Here is a 21131-nt window from a genome sequence, read left to right on the forward strand (position 1 = left end):
GAGGTGCTTGTGACCGGTCGGGCCGGCTGCTATAATCGCGCCCGTGCCTCAGGCTCGTGATGCGAACGTGGCCGAGATGCAGGCGCACATCGGCCTCAACGCCCAGTTGCTGGCTCCTCCCGGCACGTATCGGAGCGCCGGGATCAGTGGGTACATCGCCGGCCTGCTGAGCCACCTTCCCGGGGCAGCGCCTGACATGCGGTTCACCGCCTGGCTGCCTCATCGGCGGGACGGTTGGGAGGGCGTGCGGCAGCAGGAGGTGCGCCTGGCGGGCAGCAAAGTAGTGGCGCGGCTGCTATGGGAGCAGACCGCACTGGTGGCAGAGGCCAGGAAGCTAGGGGTGGACCTCCTGCATGGTCTGGCGTTCTCTCTACCCCTAGCCTCATCCATTCCGGCTGTGGTCACCGTGCCGGACATGAGCTTCCGGCTTTTCCCTCGCTATCACGCTCGGGGCCGCCGGGTGTATCTCAACTTGATCACCCGCCTGGCAGTGACCAGGGCGCGGGGAGTGATAGCGATTTCGGAGAGCACCAAGCGCGACGTCTGTCGGTTACTGGCGGTGCCGGCAGACAAGGTCCAGGTGACTTACCTGGGGGTGGCGGATCACTTCAGGCCGCCGAGTCCGGGAGAGCGAGCGGGGTTTCTAGATGAGGTGGGCCTCGGGCGGTACATCTACTACCAGGGCACGCTGGAACCCCGCAAGAACCTTCTCACCCTGGTGGAAGCGTTTCGTCTGTTGCGCCAGTCGGGCTGGGAGGATCACAGACTGGTTCTGGGGGGCGCGCCCGGCTGGGGATACAGGAGCATCTACCAGGCGGTCGAGCGTTATGGGCTAACCGAGGACGTGATCTTTCTGGGCTATGTACCGCCGGAGCAGAGTCCCCGCTGGTACGGGGGGGCCGACCTGTTCGTCTATCCCTCTGCCTACGAAGGCTTTGGGCTATCTCCTTTGGAGGCCATGGCTTGTGGGACCCCGGTGATCACGGCCGACACCTCGTCTCTCCCCGAGGTAGTGGGCGAGGCGGGGCTGATGGTCAGCCCGGGCGACGTCCGGGCGCTGATGGAGGCCATACTACGGCTGCTGAGCGACACCAACCTCCGAACGGAGCTCATCGGGAAAGGTCTGGAACGCGCCAGGAAGTTCACCTGGGCGAAGACGGCGAGGGCCACCTCGAGCTTGTACATCCGTTGCCTCGGGTGAAGCCTAACGGCCGCGGCTGGGTGGTTCGCTGGCTGACACCGGCCATGATTGTCGCCGATGTGCTGGCCATCAACCTGGCCTTCTACCTGGCGTACTTCTTGCGCTATGTGGCCGAGTGGCCCACCCCGGTGGAAGACGTCTACTCCTTTCCCTATCGCTACTACTTCCCCGTGGGGCTGGTGCTGTCCGCGGTGTTGTTGCTGCTGTTCCACGCTCAGGGGCTCTATGCCAACAAGGTGGGTGACACCTGGCTCGATGAGTTCCAGCGCGTGGTGAGCGGCACCGCCACTGGCATCGTGGGCTTGGTGGTGTTCTACTTCTTCTACCGCCCGAATGTCTATTCCCGCCTGGTGTTCTTCTATGCCGCTGTGCTCATCGTGGTGGTGTTGGCGTTGAATCGCTGGGCCAAGTACCTGGCCCTGGACTACCTTCGGCGGCGCGGCATCGGCGTAGCCCGAGTGCTCATCGTCGGCGCTGGTGAGGTCGGCCGGGCCGTGATGCGCAGCATAGTAGCGCATCCGGAGCTGGGCTACCAGATCGTCGGCTTCGTGGACGATGACCCCGAGGCAGGCGCCACCAATCTGGGCCGCTTCGTCGGGCTAGGTCCTACCGCCAACCTGCCCCGCGTCATACAGGAACTGGAGGTGGATGAGGTCATCATCACCCTTCCCTGGATGCATCACCGCAAGATACTGACTGTGGTCAACCAGTGTCAGGAACGCGATGTGCGGGCTCGGGTGGTGCCTGACCTGTTCCAGATGAGCCTGTCGCGGGTGGATTTCCACGACCTGGATGGCATTCCGCTGCTAGGCGTGCGGGACACTCACATAAGCGACTTCGACCGGGCCGTCAAGAGGATAGTGGACCTGATCGGCGGGCTGATAGGGGTGCTGGTGCTGGGGTTGATCTTCCTGCCGGTGGCGGCAGCCATCAAGCTGGATTCGCCCGGGCCGGTGCTCTACGCCCAGGAAAGGGTGGGGCGCGGTGGCCGGCGCTTCCGCATCTACAAGTTCCGCTCTATGCAAGCGGATGCCGACGAGCAGTTGGATGGCCTCCGGGGCCGCAATGAGGCCGATGGTCCTCTGTTCAAGATGAGATTCGACCCTCGCTGTACCCGGGTGGGCCGGATCCTGCGCCGACTGAGCTTGGACGAATGGCCGCAGTTCATCAACGTACTCCGCGGCGAGATGAGCTTGGTGGGGCCTAGGCCCAACCGACCCTCGGAAGTGGAGGCATACAAGCCCTGGCACCGCCGCCGGCTGGAGGTGAAACCGGGCGTCACGGGCCTCTGGCAGGTAGGCGGGCGGAGCGAGGTGCCCTTCGACGAGATGGTGCTGCTCGACATCTACTACATCGAGAACTGGTCGGTGGGCCTGGACCTCAAGGTGATTCTGCGCACTATCCCCCACATTGTCTTCGGGCGCGGCGCCTACTGAACGAGCGGCAGCGAGGGAGCGCCTTCCGACCCGGAAACGCTGCCGGACTCCGGGGCCCATGGGGCTGCGCGTAGGGATGGTGCGGAACTCGGGGCAGGCACCGAGCGCACACAGCACAGCTGCGCCCCTACGGGTCCGTGCCTCTTCTCTACGCCGCCCCGTGTTCTTCGTCTCCCCTCAAGAGAAATGCGGCCATGAAAGCGCTGCGATTGGCGCGGCGCATACTGCCCCTTTAGAATGTCCTCGCTTCACAGGCCACGCCAACACAGCGCTGGCCCTCGGGCGACCGCCTCGGCACGCCTGAGGTCGTGCTGCGCGGTCGGCCACTCGCGACCCAGGAGACGGCGCGCGGGCCACACTTCCACCGCCAAATTGGACGGCGGTGGTGTCCCGGCCGGCTCAGACGGAGGCTCCCATGCCAGTAACGGCCATAATCGGCACGCAGTGGGGCGACGAAGGAAAGGGCAAGATCACGGACGCTCTCGCCGATCAGGCGGATGTGGTGGCGCGTTATCAAGGGGGCGACAACGCCGGACACACGGTGGTCCATGGCGACTGGTTGCTCCGCCTGCACCAAATCCCGTCCGGGATTCTCCACCAGGGGACCCTGTGCGTTCTAGGCGGGGGTATGGTGATCAATCCCAGGACGCTGCTCCAGGAGATGGACGAGCTGCGGGAGCGCGACGCCTTTCGAGCTCGGATGCTCATAAGCGGCCGGGCCCACCTCATCATGCCTTACCACATCGCCCTGGACGGGGCCAGCGAGAAGCGCCGCGGAGCCGGCGCCCTCGGCACCACTCAGAGGGGCATCGGTCCCGCCTACCAGGACAAGGCAGCCCGCACGGGGCTGCGCATGTATGACCTGTTGCTGCCCGATCCGCAGTTGGCAGACAAGGTACGAAGCGCCGTGGTGGAGAAGAACCTCCTCCTGGAGCGGGTGTACGAACAGCAGCCATTGGACCCAGACGCCGTAGCCAGGGACCTGGTCGGCTATGCTCAGAGGCTGCGGGAGTACATCGGTGACGATTCCCTTGCTCTCGCTCGGGCCCTTGAGGAGGGGCAGCAGGTCCTCTTCGAAGGAGCCCAGGGCATCCTGCTCGACCTGGATCACGGCACCTATCCATACGTGACCAGTTCCTCCACTGTACTGGGTGGGGCGTTGGCTGCGCTCGGCGTGGCTCCGCGCGAGGTCACTCGGGTGGTGGGTGCGGTGAAGGCATACCAGACACGAGTGGGGGAGGGGCCGTTCCCCACCGAGCAGGGGGGAGAGATCGGCTCTCGCCTGCGAGGCACTGGCCGCAACTACTGGGACGAATTTGGCACCACTACTGGCAGGCCGCGGCGATGCGGCTGGCTGGATCTGGTGACGGTGCGGCATTCGGCCCGGGTGAGCGGCATTACTGAACTGGCGGTGACCAAGCTGGATGTACTGTCTGGGCTGGGGGAACTGCAGGTCTGTGTGGGCTACCGACTGGATGGGCAGGTCATTCACCGCGCGGTGCCGCACGTACAGGACCTGATTCGGGTGGAGCCCATATACGAGCGCCTAGCGGGCTGGGTGGAGCCCTTGGGACAGGTTAGGCGCTTCGAGGATCTTCCCCCTGCTGCCCGGGCCTACGTCCGCTTTATCGAGGAACAGGTTGGGCTGCCGGTGGGGGTGATAACTGTTGGCCCCGGGCGAGACCAGTCCGTGACCCGGTAGGACCGGGGTCAAGAGAGCCGGGGACCAGCATGGTAGTCTTAGATGCGTTGGTGGTGGGCGCTGGCCCCGGTGGCGCCAGTGCTGCCTATCACCTGGCCCGTGGTGGCGCCAAGGTGGCTCTTGTTGACTCTGGCGAGCTGGGCGGCGAGCGCCCCGCGGGCGGTTTCTGCTCGGCGCTGGCCCAAGACTGCCTTGACGGCATGCGCCTGGGCGAGTGGGCGGCGGGCCATCAGCGCTGCCGCGAGATGCGGTTCGTGGGACCCCGGGGGACGGTGGCTTCGTGGCAGCCGGGAAGCCGGGCCAGCCTCATCATCCCGCGCGCCGAGTTGGAGTCCGTCCTGCTGCGGGCATGCTCCTCCGCCGGGGTGCGGCTGTACCCTGACACTCGCGTGAGGGGGATCGAGGTGGGCAGCGACTCGGTGGTGGCCCGGAGTTCGGGGCCGTCGCTGCCCGCGGCTTGCTTGGTCATTCTGGCCGAAGGCTCGCGGCCGGACCTGGCTGCCTCTCTGGGTCTGGTACGTCGCGACCCTGACTTCGTGAGCATGCATACCCTGTTCGAGTACGACTCGAATGGGGTGGCGGAAATACACTACCTGCCGGACCTGCTGCCCAGCGTGGCCTGGGCGCTTCCTGCGGGGCCGGGACTGATGGACCTCAGCGTGTCGGCACTCTCTCGCGGCGCCAAGGGCTACGAGCTACTGGCTGGCCTGCGGCAGCTGAGCGACAGGCGCGCCTTCGATGGTGCCCTGGCGGGGCGCCGCCCGCTGCGGTCGCCGCGGGTGCGGTTCCTACGCAGCGGCCTGAACTCGGTGGTGCCATATGGCGAGAGGGTGCTGCTAGCGGGAGATGCGGCGGGCGTAGTGCACCCGTTGACCCTGGAAGGCATCGGGGCGGCCATGGAGAGCGGTCGGGTGGCAGCGCAACACGGGCTGTATGCCTTGGAGAAGGGTCGGTTCAGCGGCGCGGACCTATCCGCCTACGCCAAGGCGCTCCAGCGCAGTTTTGGGGTCGAGTACAGAGCGGCGCGGTTCCTGCGGGAACTCCTGCGCAGCGAGAGGGTGCTGGAGCGGATCTTGGGCAGGGCCCAGCGGGATCGCAACTTCGCCTCCATGATCGGCAACCTGTTCATGCGCAGTCAGAGCACTCTGGGGACCCTCACGCCTGCCAACCTGGCACGGTACCTGATGTGGTGGCGCACTCCCAGACGGCGGTGAGGGGTGGGACGCATGAGGCAGAGGTTGGTCAGCCAGCTTCTCGGTGATACACACTGCCAACTGCGTGCCTCCGCAGCCCGGGGTGGCCGTACGGCGGCCGGCACACCCAGTCACCTCGGTCTGGCACCTGTCTCCGCGGGAGGGCACGCCAATCTCGCGTCGAAGTACAGGCCGGCACGCGGGGCGACGCCGTCGCGCTCACCCCTCGAGTGAGGGCTGGGCGTGCCCAGACGCGGAGCCACCCCAACTAGGGGGCCGTGTCGTCGCCGGGCCGAGGGCGAACACGAGAGAGAATGCGAACACGAGGTTCGCCCCTACGCGCGGCGCCTGCGGGCCATGGATGTCCCCAATTCACCTCCAAGGTAAGATGCGCCACTCTCCGGCCTTTGCCTTGACCCTATCGGTGGGCCTGTGCTAGAGTCTGGCACCATCTCCAGCTTGGGGGGAGGGAGCGCACTGAGCCACTGGTCACCGTCGGCGGCGGGCTGGTGATGCCCTCAAAGCGGCGGAGCGCAGGGGCGAGGTAGTTCGACAGGGGGTCGGCCGCACATGGCAGAAGAGATGCAGGGGACGGTCAAGTGGTTCAGCCGTACCAAGGGCTACGGATTCATCACCCCGGACGGAGGTAGTGGGAAGGATGTCTTCGTTCACTACTCCGCCATCGTCGGGCAGGGCTTCCGCAATTTGGAGGAGGGTGATCGGGTCCGGTTCGAGGTGGAGGACAGCCCCAAGGGGCCACAGGCTACGCGGGTAAGCCGCCTGAGCTGAGAGGGGGTGGACGCCTGCGGGCGCCCTGAATGGGCCCGGCCCGGTTACCGAGCCGGGCTTTTCGCTGCCTGGGAGAGGCGAGGGCGCTCGCTCAGGTGAACTAGAGGCAGGCCAAGAAGGCAGGCAGCGGCTGTCACCCAAAAGACAGAGGTGAGGCTGAACTGATCGGCAATGAGGCCGCTTATGGCGGGACCGGCAGTCATCCCCAAGGCGTAGATGGCCTGGAAGGCACCCATTGCCGAGGCACGCTGTTCCTGAGGCACCGACTTGATGCTCAGTCCCATAAGGACGGGGTAGGTCAGGCCCATGCCTAACCCGAAGAGGATGCGGCTCACCAACAGACTCCAGAACCCAACAGTGAAGGGGACGACAGTGGTCGCCACGGCCAGGAGACAGAGCCCCACGGTGACCAGCCGGCGCTCACTCACCCGGGTGGACAGCCCAGCCACCATTGTGGTCATGAGGGCGTAGGGCAGTAGCACCATAGAGGTGAGGGTGCCGATCTGCGCCGAGTCCAGGTGCAGCACTTCGTCGGCGAAGATGGGCACGAAGGCGTAGGAGGTGGCGAAGGCAGCATACTGAGCCGCGGCCGCTGCCAGAGAGATTAGGAGCAGGGAAGGAAGTGTGAGCACGCCCGCGATCTCGCCCAGGGGTGGCGTTCGGCGCTGGGCGGCGGCCGGCTCAGCCACTGGCAGCAGCACCAGAAAGCCAACGAAGGCGACGAAGGCGGCCACCCAGAAGGGCGAGCCGGTCCCGTGGCGTGCGGCCACGTAGCCCCCGGCGAAGGTGGCCAGCATCTGGCCCAGGGAGCTCGACAGCGACATCAGGCTGGTGGAGCGCACGGCTTCGCTCGGGGGGTAGAAGGCCGAGAACAAGACGGTGGAGGCCACCCAGGTTGAGGCTGCCACCCCTGCCAGCCCTCGTGCCAGGAGCATGTGTGCCGGGCTGGGCGCCAGCGCCAGTCCGATCGAGCTCACCGCAATGGTGAGGAGGCCCAATAGCACGAAGACTTTGCGCCGGCCCAATCGGTCGGAGGCGATACCCAGCGGGACGCGCACGATGAGCTGGGTGAAGCCGTAGGAGCCCACGATCAACCCTACCACAGTGTCGCTGGCACCCAGCGAGCGGGCGTGGACGGCCAACGTGGGCACGTAGAAGTAGAGGGCGGCCCAGAACAGGGCGATGCCCACGACGAAGCTGCCGACCTGACGACCGCGGCTTCTGGCTACAGGCATTGGGCTCCGGTAACCTCCTGGGCCACGAATGGTCCGGCCCTGGTTTCAGCGCTCCAACATGATGGTCACCGGCCCGTCGTTGAGTATCTCCACCAGCATGTGTGCCTGAAAGATGCCCGTCTGGGTCGGTACGCCTACCTCCGCCAGAGCTTCGGCGAAGTGAGACACCAGAGGTTCCGCCTCCTCGGGGAGGGCGGCATCGCTGAACCCGGGCCTCCGCCCCCGACTGGCGTCGGCGTAGAGGGTGAATTGAGAGACGACAATGGCCTGGCCCCCCACATCCAGAAGGGAGAGGTTCATCTTACCTTCGGCATCCTCGAAGATGCGCAGGTTGGCCGTCTTCTCCGCCAGCCAGGTGGCCTGGTCGGGCGTGTCTCCACGGGCCACTCCCAGGAGGATCACCAGACCTCTGCCTATGCGCGCTACCTCACGGTCCTCCACTCGCACCGAGCTGCGGGCCACGCGTTGGATCAGTGCCCTCACTGTGGCTCTTCCTCGCCGGTGTCGAAGAGCTCCTTCAGGGTAGCCACGGCCTCTCGGCTTTCGGTGAGAGAGGTGAGGAGCTCCCAGGCGGAGCGGTCGTAACGGCGGCGCGGAGGCACGGAGGAGCGCAGCTGGCTGATGCCCAGGTTCAGGGTTCTGCGGGCGCTCTCGATTTCTCCCATCCGAACCAGACCGATGGCAAGCAGCAGCCAGACGCGGGAGCTGTAGGATTCCTGCAGGCTGGTAGACAGGACCGCCAGCGCATCCTCGGTTCTCCCGGTGCGCAGAGCCGCCTCTGCCCACTCTACCCGCCCCTGAGCTGCCTCCAGCGGGTCCTTCTCCAGGAGTCTGCGCCAACGAGCGGACCCCGAGGCGAACGCGCCTTCACGGTTGTCTATGACGCCTCGGTAGTACTCGGCCCGGAGCTCGGAAGGATCCCGGCGGAGGTACCGGCGGAGGAGATCCAACTCCCCCAGATCCAGCAGGTAAGTGTAGAGCTCGGGCGCCAGATGCTGGGCCATGTCTGGTGCAAGCTCTGCCATGCGGTCCCAGGCCTCCAGAGCCTGCTGCAGATGCCCTTGCTGGCGATGAAGGACGAAGAGCCGTTGCTGGATGAGGGCCTGGTGCCTTGGGTCTGGGGCCAGCTCTAGGGCCTTCCTGACTGCCACCTCGGCTTCGGCGTACTCTGCTCGGGCCAGACGGGCATCGGCCATTGCGAGCCAGTGGGCGGGATCGTACGGAAAGCGTTCGGTGAGAGAGGATAGGCTGGCCAGGGCCTCGTCCAGATCACCCTTCGCTATCAGGAGCCTGGCCGCGTGCTGCTCAATCTCGTCGTCATCCTCGGGCCTGAACCGAACGAGCGAGCGCAGAACCGCCACCGCCTCGTCGTAGCGGCCCTGATCGGCAAGGAGACCGGACAGCTCCACGCCGGCCAGGTAGCCGAAACTGGCGATGTCCTCGTGGCGCCTGAGCGTCTCCTCCGATAGCATGGCCAGCCGCTTCGATATGCGTTGCAGGATGTCTATCGCGCCACCTGCGTCTCCCGTACGTATCAGAAACTGGGCCCGCTGGTACATGCTTTCGTAGGTGCCGGATAGGCCGGCCTGCGCTCCCACCAAGTAGAGCCTCCAGCGCTGGGCAAAGTGAACCGATTATAGCGCGCGAAGGGGCACTGGGCCAGTAAGAGCTGAGGATCGGGGGGACGAGCGTGTTGCGCCGGCAGTCGCACGCAGGTGGTCTCCTCACCGGCTCTCGCGGCAGGCTCTTCGGCCGGCTAGGAGGGCAGGGCGCTGGGGTTCCGGGAGGTTCCGGCCTCCTCCTGAGGAATGCGCGCTCCTAGGCACGGTAGGCACTCGAGGGGCGGCGCGCGTGGGCGCGCGCACTCCTCGAAGGGAGGTGCCCCAGGCACGGTAGGCACTTGGGGGGCGGCGCGCGTGGGAGCGGGCAGTCCTCGAAGGAAGGTGTACGTGCGGTGCAGCCGGGGCGGGCTCGCCTAGTGCGAGCGCGGCGAAGGCCCTGAGTGGCGGCGCTTGTCGGCGTGTGCCCCCCCGATCCTGAGCTGCTACATGGGCCAGGGTCGTCGGCGCATTTGGTGACGGGCGAGTTCTGCGCTGACCTTGACCAGTTTGTGCGCCCAACCCTATAATGATAAGCACGGTGGGAGAAGAACCAGTTAGAGGGGACTTGGGCGGATGTGGAATCGGGAGGAAGAGCGGCGGCAGAGTGTGACCGGCAGGGACGAAGCCTACTGGTCTATGCTGCTGCAACAGGAAAAGCAGGAATCTAATTCGGTACTGGTATTCTATGGCTCTAAGGGGGCCTGTCTGGCCTACGAGGGGTACCGACAGGTCTCGGCTCGGAGTGGGGGGCGGCGCGCGCTTGACCCCAGCGAGCAAGAGGCCTGGGCGTTGCTGGAGGAATGCCTGCACTCGACCAAGGTCCTCACCGTCAAGGCCACCGGCTACAACCGGGGTGGCCTTCTGGTGAGGGTGGACAACCTGCAGGGCTTCGTCCCCTCCTCACAGATAAAGGACCTGCCTCGCCAGCTTAGCGAGGAGCAGCGAGCAGTGCAGATGGCCACCTACGTGGGCCGAGAGCTGCACTGCCGCGTCATTGAGTTGGATCAAGAGCGCAACCGCATCATCCTGTCGGAGAGGGCAGCCACGCCCGATGGGCTGCAGGCGGAGCAACTGCTGGACGTCTTGCAGGAAGGGAGCCTGGCCCACGGTCGCATCAGCAACATCTGTGACTTCGGAGCCTTCGTGGACCTGGGCGGGCTCGAGGGACTGGTTCACATAAGTGAGCTATCCTGGCGGCGCATCGAGGACCCCCGCGAGGTGGTTCGGCTAGGGGACCCGGTGCAGGCGTATGTGCTTTCGGTGGACAAAGACAAGCGTCGAGTGGCGCTTAGCCTGAAGCGGCTTCAGCCCGACCCTTGGCAGGGGATCGAGGAGCGCTACGAAGTAGGCCAGGTGGTCGAGGGCCGAGTTACGAACGTGGTGGACTTCGGCGTGTTCGCCAGCATCGGCGATGGGATCGAAGGGCTGGTGCACATCTCCGAGATGGATATCGAGCCGGGAGAGGATCCCAGAGACCTGATACAGGAAGGCGAGGCGGTCAAGGTCCGGATCCTGCATATAGACAGGGATACCCGCCGGCTGGGCTTGAGCCTGCGGGGGGTCTAGGATTGGGTACGATGGTTCATTGCCCCTTCTGCCGCCTGCCCATAGTGCGGAAGTGTTCACGGGTGACGCAAGGTGGCCCTGCGCTTCGTCAGGGCTGAGTCGAGTCGATGGCTGGGGGCGGCAAAGCGACCTTCCATTCTAGACTGAGCAGGCTGGCCGACGGTCTCCAGGACTACCAACTTGAGATCGTCGGCTTGCTTGTCGCTTGCTGGGGCCTGATAAGCTTGGCGGCGATGCTGGGCCTCACGGGCGGGGTGCTAGTCACGGGGTTCAACGAAGGGCTCTTCCGGGCTTTCGGCATAGGGGCCCCGGCGTTGGCGCTGGTCCAGGTCCTGGTGGGCGCAGTCCTGTTGGGGCGACCGATGCATCTCGCTAGAGGGCTGGGGCGAAGAGCGCTGGGGCTGGCGATCCTCTGGGCCGCTAGTCTGATGGCGGCAGAGCTGGCCGCCCCGGCGGAGCGATGGACGTCCAGCTACGGCGGTGGCCTGGGGTGGCTGGCCGCCGGATCTCTGCGAGGGCTGGCGGGTCCGGCCATCGGCTGGCTCGCCACGGCAGCCCTGGCGGCAGAGGGTGTGCAGCTGACGGTCGGGTTCTCGTGGCGCCGCGCCTTCGCTGCCCTGGGGCGCTTCCTGCAAGCCGGGGCTCGTCGGGCCGTGGCCGGGGTCCGGCGGTTGGTCTCAGCCTCGATCTGCGGCCTCCGGAGGCTGCAGGTAAGTGCGGCCCCTGAGACTCCGCCGGTAGCGCCTGTCGCTGTTCCCGACTCCTTGGCCGAGGAGCACCAGGGTGAGCCGGCCTCGGCCGAGGCAGCGGACACGGTGATAGAGGAGCGGGTGGAGGAGGCCCGTCCGATGCCTCCCCTGGACCTGTTCGACCCGCCCGTGCGGGCGGACGGGAGTGGAGCTGAGGACGCCGTGCGGGCCACCATCATCGAGGAGACACTGGCTGGGTTCGGAATTCCGGCCAAAGTCGTGGAAGTACACCGGGGGCCGGCAGTGACCCGGTTCGGGCTCAAGCCGGGGTACGTGCAGCGCACGACAGGCGGAGTGCCGGTCCGGCGTCGGATCCGGGTGAACAAGATAAAGGCTCTCGCCGATGACCTGGCTCTGGCGCTGGCAGCGGCGCCCATCCGGGTGGAGGCGCCCATACCGGGCCGTCCGCTGGTGGGCATCGAGGTGCCCAACACGGCCGTGTCCCTGGTGGGCATCCGCGAGATACTGGAGTCGCCCGAGTATGAGGGGGCGGGCGCTCCTCTTCCGGTGGCCCTGGGAAAGGACATCTCGGGCCGGCCTTTCGTGGTGCCCCTGTCCCGCATGCCTCACCTGCTCATCGCCGGCGCCACCGGGTCGGGGAAGTCGGTGTGCATATCCGCCATCGTCGCCAGCCTGCTCTTCTCGTGCGCGCCCTCCGAGCTCCGGTTGCTCCTCATGGACCCCAAACGAGTGGAACTGGTGCGCTACAACGGCGTGCCCCACCTGCTGGGCAAGGTGGAGGTGGAGGTCGAGGGAGCCATCGCCGCTCTGCGTTGGGCCTGCAAGCAGATGGACGAGCGGTACGCGACGTTCGCCCGCGAGGGTGTGCGCGACCTGAGCGGGTACAACGCGCTGCCGTCGGTGGAGCCGCTGCCGCGCATCGTGATCATCATTGACGAGCTGGCTGACCTGATGCTCACCTCCCCGGACGAAGTGGAGAAGGTCATCTGCCGGCTAGCACAGATGGCGAGAGCGACGGGCATTCACCTGGTGGTGGCCACTCAAAGGCCCTCGGTGGACGTGGTGACCGGGCTGATCAAGGCCAATTTCCCCGCCCGTATCTCGTTCGCCGTCACTTCGCAGACGGATTCTAGGGTGATTCTGGACACTCCGGGGGCTGAGTCCCTCATCGGACACGGGGACATGCTCTACCTGCCGCCGGACTCCAGCAAGCTGCACCGGCTGCAGGGCACTTTCGTCTCCGAGGAGGAGACCCGCAGACTGGTGGACTTCTGGCGCCAGCAGGCGGACGATGGGCGACGGCTGCCGGTCGCGCCCTGGTCTGGGATGCTGGAGGAAGAGGAAGACCACGATGAGCTCTTCGATCAGGCTGTGGCCGTGGCCCGCGAAGTCAGCGCCGTGAGCGCATCGTACCTGCAGCGGCGCCTGCGTATCGGCTACCCCCGGGCCGCGCGTCTGCTGGATCTGCTGGAGGAAGCCGGGATCGTGGGTGAGGCTGCGGGAGGGGGAAAGGCCAGACCAGTGCTCAAGGAACAAGATGGCTCGATCGAGGGGGAAGAGCTCGAGGACCTGGTCGAGGAAGAAGAGGCGGAGTGATGGCGCTCAGCTCCGGGGAGGACATCGGCCCAGACGACAGCGCCCACTCGCGAGTGAGGACTGCCGGAGTGGCGAAGGTGCTCCCGAACGGCCTCTACCTGCTGGCCCTTGACGAGGGAGGGGAGGTGAGGGCGCACTTGGGTGGCGAGATGCGCCTGCACAGCGTCCGCCTACTGCCGGGAGAGCGGGTAGAAGTGGAGCTTGCCCCTTTCGACCCGGGTCGTGGCCGCATATTGCGGAAAGTGTAGCAGGCTTATGAGAGGTCGGGCGGGCATATTCTGGAGCGCGCTGGCAGTGGGTTTCTCGGGAGCGATGATCCCCGGGCCCATGCTGGCCGTGGTACTGTCGGAGAGCTTGAACGGGCGGCTCTGGGGCAGCCTGGGCGTGGTACTGGGGCACGTGCTGCTCGAGGCGGCCCTGCTGGTGGCCCTGGCCCAAGGGGCGGGCGGGGTGCTCAAGAAGCCGGCGGTGGGGGCCGTTGTGGGCATAGTCGGAGGTGCACTGCTGGCCTACATGGGGGCGAGCGTGGTGCACACCGTGCTGCGAGATCCGGGCGCGATGGTGGCCAACGCTTCCCTGGTCTCGTTGCCCGCCTCTCCAGTGGTCACGGGGGTGCTGGTGAGCGGTTCCAACCCCGCCTGGGTGATGTGGTGGGGGGCCGTGGGCGTGGGCTACGTAGCCCTGGCTCTGGGTCAGGGCAGAGGTGGCCTGCTGTCCTTCTACGTGGGCCACACACTGTCCGACTGGGTGTGGTACGGGGCGGTGGCGGGCCTGGTCACTAGCGGCCGGCAGATGCTGCAGGGGAAGCCGTACCTATGGCTAATCAGCATCTGTGGGGTGCTCCTGGTTGGCTTCGGGCTCTACTTCGTGAGCCTGGGCGTGCGCCAGGTGCGACAAAGGCAGGCGGCTGCCGCGGTGCGGGTGCGGGAGGCCTGAGCAGTGATTCACGTGGGTACGGCGGGTTTCCACTATCAGGACTGGGTGGGCCCCTTCTACCCGGAGGGCTACCCTCAGTCGAGGTGGCTGGAGTTCTACTCCCAGGAGTTCGACACCTGCGAGTTGAACTACACGTACTACCGCCTTCCCGACGCTGGGCAGATGGCGCGGATGGCCGAAAGGGTGCCGGACGGGTTCGTGTTCTCGCTCAAGGCTTACAAGGGCATCACTCACGAGCAGGAAAACGTGGCCGAGAGCCTGGAGCGCACGCGCGAAGCGGTGGAGCCGCTGGTGGCAGAGGGGAAACTGGGGGCACTGCTGCTGCAGTTTCCCCATACGTTCCGGCCCACGCCGGACACGGTGCAGCTGCTGGAGCAGTGTCGCGAGGGGCTGCCCGACCTGCCTCTGGTGGCCGAGTTCCGCCACCGGGCCTGGGTGCGCCAGGAGGCTTTCGACTTCCTCCGCCGGCTCCAAGTGGGCTTCTGTTGTGTAGACGAGCCACCCCTGAAGGGTCTGATGCCGCCCGTGGCAGTGGCCACCGCGGATGTAAGCTACGTGCGGTTCCACGGGCGCAACGCCGCCAAGTGGTGGCAACACGAGGAGGCATGGGAGCGCTACGATTACCGCTACTCCCAAGAGGAGCTGGCGGAGTGGGTGCCCAAGATCCAGGACCTGGACGGTCAGTCGGCGCACACGTACGTGTACGCCAACAACCACTGGCAGGGCCAGGCTGTGGACACGGCCAGACAACTGCGTCTCTTGCTGCAGCTGGGGTAGCGCCCAGCTGACCGGGGGCGAAGGCGAGGTAAGCGATACCGGAGGTGACTGATGTCAGGACATAGCAAGTGGTCCACCATCAAACGGAAGAAGGGCGCGGCCGACGCGAAGCGGGGCCAGGTCTTCACCAAGCTGGCGCGAGAGATCGAGATCGCCGCCCGCGAGGGGGGTGATCCGGAGACGAACTTCAAGCTGCGCCTGATCCTGGAGAAGGCACGAGCCGCCAATATGCCCAAGGAGAATGTGGAGCGGGCCATCCGCCGGGGCACGGGAGAGGAGAAGGCCGAGGCGCTAGAGGAAGTGGTGTACGAGGCCTACGCACCCCACGGGGTGGCTCTCATCATCGAGGCGTTGACCGATAACCGCAATCGCACCGTGGCGGACGTGCGGCGCGTGTTCAACCGCATGGGGGGGAGCCTGGGCGAGAGCGGCAGCGTGTCCTGGCTCTTCGATCAGAAGGGCTACATCGCTGTGGACGCGATGAACGTTGATCCGGACGAGGTAGCCCTGGTGGCCATTGATGCCGGGGCGGACGACGTGGTCATAGGCGGAGAGATCGTGGAGGTCTACACTCTCTTGGAGGACTTCAAGGCGGTTCAGGAGGCCCTCACTGCTGCCGGCTACCAGATCAGCAACGCCGACTTGGCCATGATCCCCAAGACCATGATCGACCTGTCGCCTGCCGAGACTATGCAAGCCATGCGGGTGGTGGACGCGCTGGAGGAGATCGAAGAAGTCACTAACGTGTACTCCAACCTGAACATCCCCGACTCGGTGCTGGAGCAGTACGAGAGCGAAGCAGCCTGATGCTGGCACTGGGCATTGACCCGGGCACTGCCCTCACGGGTTACGCGGTGGTGCGCCAGGCGGACTCGGAGCCGGAACTGGTGGCCAGCGGCGTGATCCGAACCGACGCCTCCGAACCACTGCCGCAGCGGCTGCAGCAAGTGTACCGGGGCATCGTGGGGCTGGCCCGAGAGCACCGGCCCGACGCGGCGGCGGTGGAAGAGGTGTTCTTCCGAAGGAACGTGCGCACGGCCCTGGCGGTGGGCCATGCTCGAGGGGTGGTGCTGCTGGGCCTGGCGGACGCCGGCGTCAGGGTGTACGAGTACAAGCCTTCGGTGGTCAAGCAGACAGTGACTGGGTACGGCGGGGCCGACAAGCACCAAGTGCAGGAGATGGTCCGGCTCCTATTGCAGCTGCCGGAGGTGCTGCGTCCGGACGATGCGGCCGATGCTGCTGCCATCGCCCTATGCCATCTGCAGCACGAGCGCTTCGGTCAAGCAGTGGAGCAGAGAGGAGGGACGGTAGAGACGTGATCGCCAGTCTGGCCGGGACTGTCCTCTCCCTGGACGAGGAATCAGCTGTGATCGAGGCCGCCGGGATCGGCTTCCGGGTGATGCTGCCGCGCCGGATGGTGCGAGAGCTCAGGGTGGGGCAGCAGACTCGATGCTTCACCCACTTCACTGTGGCCCAGAGTGGCGAGCTCTCCCTCGTCGGGTTCCAGCGGCAGGACGAGCTGGAGATGTTCCGGCTTCTCCTCCGGGTGTCGGGCGTAGGGCCCAAGGCGGCCCTCGCTCTGGTGGACTCCCTCTCCCTCGATACCATCCGCTCCGCCATCTACAATGAGCAGCCCGAGGTGCTCACCAGCGTCCCCGGGATCGGCGCCAAGACGGCCCGAAGGATCGTGTTTGACCTGAGGGACAAGGTGAGCGGAGTAGGGGCAGCTCTCTCCTTAGCCTCCCGGGACGACCTCGATCTGGTGGAGGCGCTTACGGCGCTGGGATACTCGGTGGTCGAGGCCCAGGCGGCGGTGCAGTCTCTGCCCACCGACAATCGCGACGACTTCGAGGCTAGGCTACGACAAGCCCTTGCCTACTTCGCCCGCTGATCTGCCTCTACCTGACGGTTCCTTGCGGGATGGCCGCGAGGCCAGCGGCCCGGGCGGGACGCCGCCCGTTCGCCGTCGGCGGTGAGGCTCCTTGGCGCCAGCCCAACCCGGCATCCTCTACCTGAAGGCTTCAGGCGCCTGCCACAGCGTGGCGACCGGGCCCACACTCCAGTGTGGCCCGCCATGCACTGGCAGGCTGGGTAGCCCCGTGGCATGGTGGTGGGGATCACCACCGATCTGCGTAGGCCCCTGGGCGGCTCCTGTGCTTGCGCCCAGTCGGCGGCCCGCATACAATCACCACAATGATACAATTATGGCATTGCACGCGACGGGCATGCATGTAAGCCTCGACCACAGAGGGCGAGAGCCCATCTACCGCCAGATTGTGGAGCAGATCCGTCGCCTAGTGGAGCAGGGCAGGCTCTCCCCGGGGGAGCGGCTGCCTACCATCAGGGAGCTGGCGGCGGAACTGGAGATCAACTTCAACACGGTGGCGCGAGCCTACCGCATCCTGCACGACGCAGGGCTCATCTCTGCTCAGCAGGGACGAGGCACGTACGTGTTGGGTCCTCCTGATGGCGCGGCCCGGTCCCGGCGGGCTGCCCTCGATGCCATTCTGGAGGATGCTCTAGTGGAAGCGGCGGAACTGGGGTTCACCCGGCCGGAACTAGAGCAAGCCTGGCGAGAGGTGATGGACCGGCGATTCCCTGGTGGATGAGAGTGATGTCGCTAGCGCAGTGGTGCCCTGGGCACGCAGCCTGCAAGGAGGATGGAAGTGACCGGTGTGGCTGTACCGACGACGGATAACCGAGACGAGAGGCTATTGGCAGCGCTGGCTCATGCCCTGATCCTGATCAACTTCGTGGGTGCCGTCGGCGCAGCCGTCATCTTCGCCCTGAACCGGGAGCGCAGCCGGTATGTGGCTTTCCAGGCAGCCCAGGCGGCCGTCTACCAGTTGGCAGGCTTCCTGCTCACGGTAGGCTGCTGGGTGTGCTGGACTGTCGGGTACCTGGGGTCCCTCGTTCCCTTGATGGCGGATCCATCGGCCTATCCAGAGCCGCCTTGGTTCTTCTGGGCCGGCATGGCCTCCATGGTGCTTCCGTTGGCCTTCATGGGGCTGCTGTGGCTCTACGGCCTCTGGGGCGCGGTGCAGGCCTTTCGGGGCCGGCCTTTCCGCTACCTGCTCATCGGCCCCTGGCTGGGGCACTACTTGCTGGACCAAGGGTGAGAATAACGGGGCAATGATTGAGACCAGCGGACTGACGCGCCGCTTCGATGGGTTCACCGCCGTGGACCACGTGGACCTGTCGGTGAAGAGAGGGGAGGTCTTCGGCTTCCTGGGCCCCAACGGCGCCGGGAAGACCACCACCATCCGCATGCTGGCGGCCCTGATCGGCATCTCTGAGGGTGAGGCGTGGGTCGCCGGCTTCAAGGTGGGAGAGCAAGACCAGGAGATCAGGAAGCGCATCGGGATCCTGACCGAGTCGCCCGGGCTGTACGATCGCATCTCGGTGGAGGCCAACCTGCGTTTCTTCGCCCGGATGCACCTGCTAGACCGGGAACAGGAAGACAGGCAGGTGGACAAGTACCTGTCGCTTCTGGGGCTGCAAGGGAAACGCAAGGACCCGGCGGCTACTCTGTCCAAGGGGATGAAGCAGAAGCTGGCTCTGGCCCGGGCCATGCTCCACGAGCCTGAGGTGCTCTTTCTGGATGAGCCCACTTCGGGGCTGGACCCAGAGGCGGCGCGGGTGGTGCGAGAGTTCATGGCCGAGCTGGGGAAGGGCGGGCGCACCATCATCCTGTGCACCCACAATCTCTTTGAGGCCGATCTCCTCTGCAGCCGCATCGGCATCATCAAGCAGCGCCTATTGCGGGTGGATACGCCTGCTGGGCTGAGAGCCTCCCTCTACGGGCAGAAGGTGGAGGTCGAGCTGTCCGAGCCAGCCCCTGGGATCGAGAAGGTGGTCAAGTCGTTGCCCTTCGTGACGTCGGTGCAGTCCGACCACGGGACCATGGTGGTCGAGCTGCAGGACCCCGATCGCAACAACCCGGTCATGGTGAGCCGGATGGTGGAGGCGGGGGCGCAGATAAGGTACGTACGGCCGGTGGAGCACTCCCTCGAAGACGCCTATCTGGCGCTGGTGGCGGAGGGGCAGCAGTGATCCCGCGGGTTCGGGCGATCGTGCTCAAAGAGTGGGCGGATGTGTTCCGCAATCGCATCGTCGTCCTATTGGTAGCCCTCCCGCCGACGCTGATGGTGGTGCTGAGCATCGGCGTGATGTATGCCACGGTGCGGTTCCCCACGGCCGACCTGGAGGACATGCGGCCCTTCTTGCAGCGGCCAGACTTCGCTGGGCTCACGGAAATGGAGGCGGCGCAGGTGGTGATGGCGCAGTACTTCCTCACCCTGTTCCTCCTCATGCCTCTCATCATCCCGGTGAGCATCGCCGCCTACAGCATCGTGGGGGAGAAGCTCCAGCGCAGCCTGGAGCCGCTACTGGCTACTCCGGTGGAGACGGGTGAGCTGCTCCTGGCCAAGTGCCTGGCAGCCGTGACCCCGGCTCTGGCCGTCACTTGGACTGCCTTCGCCGTCTTCGTAGCTGGGGCCAGGCTCCTGGCGGTGAGCGATCAGGCCTTCTCCCGCATGGTCAGCCCGGTGTGGGTGCTCATGGTGATGCTCATCGCGCCGTTGGTGGCCGCTCTGGGGGTATTGCTTAGCATCATCGCCTCCTCGCGGCTTAACGACCCGCGGGCGGTGGAGCAGGGCATCGGCGTTCTGGTGATCCCGGTCATCGGCCTCTTCATCGCCCAGATGACGGGCGTGCTCACCCTGAACTACCTCACCCTGGCTCTGGGTGCGGTGGCGTTGGCTGCCGCGGACGCTCTCATGCTGCGGGCGGCGGTGCGGCTATTCGAGCGCGAGACCATCCTCACCCGCTGGCGGTAGCCTGCCCGCTCTCTCCTCCCACGGCGGCCGCCAAGCGGGCGGCCCCGGCCGGATCGAGCAGCAACAGCCCATCCAGCTGAACCGCGGCCGCCCCGAGGATGGCGCAGGAGTTGACGTCGGCGAGGTCGTAGATGCCGCCGCCGGCGATCAGAGGAATGTCCACCCGGGGGGCAACCTCGGCCAGCGCTCGGAGCGTGTGGGGCAGCATGGCGGGGCCGTAGAGCGGTCCTGTCAGGCCACCGGGAGACATCCCGAGATGGGGGGTAGCCAGCACCAGGGCCGACGCACCCACCTCCACCGCCACTGAGACCAGGTCTACCTGCAAGCCCAGAGGAAGCTTCACCAGCACCGGGAGGTCGCACTCGGACTGCACGGCGGCCATCACATCTTCCAGCCACTTCTCCTGGGCTTCGGGGGGCAGAGCCAGCTCCACCCCGGCCACGGTCGGCTCCGGCTCCAGGCGGCGGCCGAGTGCCGCTGCCTCCTCCGCGGTGTTCACCCAGAGGGAGAGAATCACTGGGGCTTCCCACCGCGCCCAACTGGGGGCAAACTGACGCAGTACGCTGGACAGGCCCGGGTTGGACGGGGGCAGGGCGAGGATGAATCCGCCCCGAGTGCGCGCGAATCCCGGCGAAGGCCCGGTGAACGGCAGCAAAGTGGTAGTTCTCGTCACTAGAGCGCCGAAGGAGCGAGGGTCCACCATGCCGGCATAGGCTCGGCCATAGCCGAGGAATCCTGCGGCCGGCATGACGGGCCGGCGGAGCAGGAACTCCCTACGCCCGCGGCCCCCGATGCTGACCGACCCGGCCAGGCCAGTCACAACAGCTCCTTGAGGTCCAGTATGGGACCGTCGCTGCAGAGGGTGTATTGGCCTCGCCCATGGCGCTGAACGCAGCCTCCACAGGCTCCCACCCCGCAGGCGAAGTCGGAAGGCACCAGGACCCCAGCGAAGCCCTCCACCAGGCGGAGACGAGCTCTCTCGATGGCTCTGGCCGCCCACTCGACACGGGTGCTATCGGCCACTAGGAAGAGTTGGTCGGCCCAGCGAAGGTCGTCTGCCAGGGTAGGTGACGCCTCGGGCGGTCCCACGGTGCACTCCACTGTGTCGGGGACCAAGTCGGTGAGGGGGCGCCAGGCGGGATCCCCCAGGATGAGGCTGACGGCGCAGTCTTGCCGCAGGGCCCAGTGGGCCACGGCGAGGGCGGGCGCCACCGGCTCGGTTAGGGCCACGACTAGCAGCCGGCCAGCTCCAGGCCTGAGGACGAACGGCTGTCCCAGGGGACCGAGCGCATCCACCGTCTCTTCCGGGAGGAGCGAGCCCAGGTCGTGCGCCCAGGGCTCGGCCTGGGAGAGGAGAAGTTGGCCGATGCGACCGCCGCGGGAGAAGAAGGCCGGATGGCGGAGCGGATCGGACCAGCCAGGGCGGAGGCGCAGCATGAGGAACTGGCCCGCGCGGGCGGGCTGCCCCAGCGGGTCGCAGTCCACCTCCAGCAGGTAGTGGCCGGAGTCCACCGAGCCGTGCGCCACGATCCGGCAATGATCCTGCCGCAC

Annotated in this window: 22 protein-coding genes; 17 read left to right on the forward strand and 5 right to left on the reverse strand. The window is 66.4% G+C overall.

The features are described 5' to 3' along the window. Positions 1 to 67: 67 nt before the first annotated feature. The 5 genes from HPY83_01045 (at position 68) to HPY83_01065 (ending at position 6321) form a co-directional block, all read left to right on the forward strand. Entirely contained in the window at positions 68 to 1201 is a 1134-nt protein-coding gene (locus tag HPY83_01045; GenBank protein ID NPV06533.1) for a glycosyltransferase family 4 protein, read from the forward strand. Next, positions 1189 to 2637, forward strand: a complete 1449-nt coding sequence (locus tag HPY83_01050) for a sugar transferase (GenBank protein ID NPV06534.1) — start codon at positions 1189 to 1191, stop codon at positions 2635 to 2637. The genes HPY83_01045 and HPY83_01050 overlap by 13 nt, the downstream gene beginning before the upstream one ends. Before the next feature lie 415 nt (positions 2638 to 3052). Further along, positions 3053 to 4339: an adenylosuccinate synthase gene (locus HPY83_01055; GenBank protein ID NPV06535.1), complete on the forward strand. Its 1287-nt coding sequence runs from the start codon at positions 3053 to 3055 to the stop codon at positions 4337 to 4339. A gap of 29 nt (positions 4340 to 4368) precedes the next feature. After that, positions 4369 to 5553, forward strand: coding sequence for an NAD(P)/FAD-dependent oxidoreductase (locus tag HPY83_01060; protein NPV06536.1), 1185 nt, complete (start codon positions 4369 to 4371; stop codon positions 5551 to 5553). A gap of 561 nt (positions 5554 to 6114) precedes the next feature. After that, on the forward strand, positions 6115 to 6321 hold the full coding sequence (locus HPY83_01065; GenBank protein ID NPV06537.1) for a cold-shock protein: 207 nt from the start codon (positions 6115 to 6117) through the stop codon (positions 6319 to 6321). Positions 6322 to 6365: 44 nt separating this feature from the next. Here HPY83_01065 and HPY83_01070 read toward each other — a convergent pair whose 3' ends face one another. The 3 genes from HPY83_01070 to HPY83_01080 are packed head-to-tail and all read right to left on the reverse strand — an operon-like array spanning position 6366 to position 9157. Continuing rightward, positions 6366 to 7556 carry an MFS transporter gene (locus HPY83_01070; GenBank protein ID NPV06538.1) on the reverse strand — a complete coding sequence of 397 codons (1191 nt, stop codon included), beginning with the start codon at positions 7554 to 7556 and terminating at the stop codon, positions 6366 to 6368. A gap of 45 nt (positions 7557 to 7601) precedes the next feature. Continuing rightward, the gene (locus tag HPY83_01075) at positions 7602 to 8039 is read right to left on the reverse strand and encodes a D-tyrosyl-tRNA(Tyr) deacylase (protein ID NPV06539.1); all 438 of its coding nucleotides are present in this window, start codon (positions 8037 to 8039) and stop codon (positions 7602 to 7604) included. Then, positions 8036 to 9157, reverse strand: coding sequence for a tetratricopeptide repeat protein (locus HPY83_01080; GenBank protein NPV06540.1), 1122 nt, complete (start codon positions 9155 to 9157; stop codon positions 8036 to 8038). The genes HPY83_01075 and HPY83_01080 overlap by 4 nt, the downstream gene beginning before the upstream one ends. Before the next feature lie 573 nt (positions 9158 to 9730). Here HPY83_01080 and HPY83_01085 point away from each other — a divergent pair. The 12 genes from HPY83_01085 (at position 9731) to HPY83_01140 (ending at position 19580) form a co-directional block, all read left to right on the forward strand. Further along, positions 9731 to 10723, forward strand: coding sequence for a S1 RNA-binding domain-containing protein (locus HPY83_01085; protein NPV06541.1), 993 nt, complete (start codon positions 9731 to 9733; stop codon positions 10721 to 10723). 107 nt (positions 10724 to 10830) lie between these two features. Beyond that, positions 10831 to 13029 carry a DNA translocase FtsK gene (locus tag HPY83_01090; GenBank protein NPV06542.1) on the forward strand — a complete coding sequence of 733 codons (2199 nt, stop codon included), beginning with the start codon at positions 10831 to 10833 and terminating at the stop codon, positions 13027 to 13029. Further along, complete coding sequence (infA, locus tag HPY83_01095) at positions 13029 to 13277, forward strand: translation initiation factor IF-1 (GenBank protein ID NPV06543.1); 249 nt, start codon at positions 13029 to 13031, stop codon at positions 13275 to 13277. The genes HPY83_01090 and infA overlap by 1 nt, the downstream gene beginning before the upstream one ends. 7 nt (positions 13278 to 13284) lie before the next feature. Next, on the forward strand, positions 13285 to 13965 hold the full coding sequence (locus tag HPY83_01100) for a LysE family transporter (protein ID NPV06544.1): 681 nt from the start codon (positions 13285 to 13287) through the stop codon (positions 13963 to 13965). Positions 13966 to 13968: 3 nt separating this feature from the next. Next, positions 13969 to 14742, forward strand: coding sequence for a DUF72 domain-containing protein (locus HPY83_01105; GenBank protein ID NPV06545.1), 774 nt, complete (start codon positions 13969 to 13971; stop codon positions 14740 to 14742). Positions 14743 to 14793: 51 nt separating this feature from the next. Further along, on the forward strand, positions 14794 to 15549 hold the full coding sequence (locus tag HPY83_01110) for a YebC/PmpR family DNA-binding transcriptional regulator (protein NPV06546.1): 756 nt from the start codon (positions 14794 to 14796) through the stop codon (positions 15547 to 15549). After that, positions 15549 to 16061, forward strand: a complete 513-nt coding sequence (ruvC, locus tag HPY83_01115) for a crossover junction endodeoxyribonuclease RuvC (protein NPV06547.1) — start codon at positions 15549 to 15551, stop codon at positions 16059 to 16061. The genes HPY83_01110 and ruvC overlap by 1 nt, the downstream gene beginning before the upstream one ends. Then, on the forward strand, positions 16058 to 16633 hold the full coding sequence (ruvA, locus tag HPY83_01120) for a Holliday junction branch migration protein RuvA (protein NPV06548.1): 576 nt from the start codon (positions 16058 to 16060) through the stop codon (positions 16631 to 16633). The genes ruvC and ruvA overlap by 4 nt, the downstream gene beginning before the upstream one ends. A gap of 313 nt (positions 16634 to 16946) precedes the next feature. Continuing rightward, positions 16947 to 17351 (forward strand): GntR family transcriptional regulator, encoded by a 405-nt coding sequence (locus HPY83_01125; protein NPV06549.1) that lies wholly within the window; start codon positions 16947 to 16949, stop codon positions 17349 to 17351. A 57-nt stretch (positions 17352 to 17408) separates the two neighbouring features. Next, entirely contained in the window at positions 17409 to 17861 is a 453-nt protein-coding gene (locus tag HPY83_01130) for a DUF4870 domain-containing protein (protein ID NPV06550.1), read from the forward strand. Between the two features lie 13 nt (positions 17862 to 17874). After that, a complete protein-coding gene (locus HPY83_01135) occupies positions 17875 to 18795 on the forward strand; it encodes an ABC transporter ATP-binding protein (protein NPV06551.1) in 921 nt (306 codons plus the stop codon). Beyond that, the gene (locus HPY83_01140) at positions 18792 to 19580 is read left to right on the forward strand and encodes an ABC transporter permease subunit (protein NPV06552.1); all 789 of its coding nucleotides are present in this window, start codon (positions 18792 to 18794) and stop codon (positions 19578 to 19580) included. Before HPY83_01135 ends, HPY83_01140 begins: the two co-directional genes overlap by 4 nt. On the opposite strand, the gene HPY83_01145 is transcribed toward HPY83_01140, so the two are convergent. Further along, positions 19564 to 20400, reverse strand: coding sequence for a hypothetical protein (locus tag HPY83_01145; GenBank protein NPV06553.1), 837 nt, complete (start codon positions 20398 to 20400; stop codon positions 19564 to 19566). The genes HPY83_01140 and HPY83_01145 overlap by 17 nt on opposite strands. Further along, the gene (locus tag HPY83_01150; protein NPV06554.1) at positions 20397 to 21131 is read right to left on the reverse strand and encodes a hypothetical protein; all 735 of its coding nucleotides are present in this window, start codon (positions 21129 to 21131) and stop codon (positions 20397 to 20399) included. Before HPY83_01150 ends, HPY83_01145 begins: the two co-directional genes overlap by 4 nt.

It is taken from the genome of Anaerolineae bacterium, from assembly GCA_013178015.1.
In the GTDB taxonomy this organism is placed as follows: domain Bacteria; phylum Chloroflexota; class Anaerolineae; order DRVO01; family DRVO01; genus Ch71.

Coding starts and splice junctions, on each gene's coding strand:
- HPY83_01055 (NPV06535.1), top strand. CDS start 3,053: ATGCCAGTAACGGCCATAATCGGCACGCAGTGGGGCGACGAAGGAAAG.
- HPY83_01060 (NPV06536.1), top strand. CDS start 4,369: ATGGTAGTCTTAGATGCGTTGGTGGTGGGCGCTGGCCCCGGTGGCGCC.
- HPY83_01065 (NPV06537.1), top strand. CDS start 6,115: ATGCAGGGGACGGTCAAGTGGTTCAGCCGTACCAAGGGCTACGGATTC.
- HPY83_01070 (NPV06538.1), bottom strand. CDS start 7,556: ATGCCTGTAGCCAGAAGCCGCGGTCGTCAGGTCGGCAGCTTCGTCGTG.
- HPY83_01085 (NPV06541.1), top strand. CDS start 9,731: ATGTGGAATCGGGAGGAAGAGCGGCGGCAGAGTGTGACCGGCAGGGAC.
- HPY83_01090 (NPV06542.1), top strand. CDS start 10,831: ATGGCTGGGGGCGGCAAAGCGACCTTCCATTCTAGACTGAGCAGGCTG.
- infA (NPV06543.1), top strand. CDS start 13,029: ATGGCGCTCAGCTCCGGGGAGGACATCGGCCCAGACGACAGCGCCCAC.
- HPY83_01100 (NPV06544.1), top strand. CDS start 13,285: ATGAGAGGTCGGGCGGGCATATTCTGGAGCGCGCTGGCAGTGGGTTTC.
- HPY83_01110 (NPV06546.1), top strand. CDS start 14,794: ATGTCAGGACATAGCAAGTGGTCCACCATCAAACGGAAGAAGGGCGCG.
- ruvC (NPV06547.1), top strand. CDS start 15,549: ATGCTGGCACTGGGCATTGACCCGGGCACTGCCCTCACGGGTTACGCG.
- HPY83_01125 (NPV06549.1), top strand. CDS start 16,947: ATGGCATTGCACGCGACGGGCATGCATGTAAGCCTCGACCACAGAGGG.
- HPY83_01135 (NPV06551.1), top strand. CDS start 17,875: ATGATTGAGACCAGCGGACTGACGCGCCGCTTCGATGGGTTCACCGCC.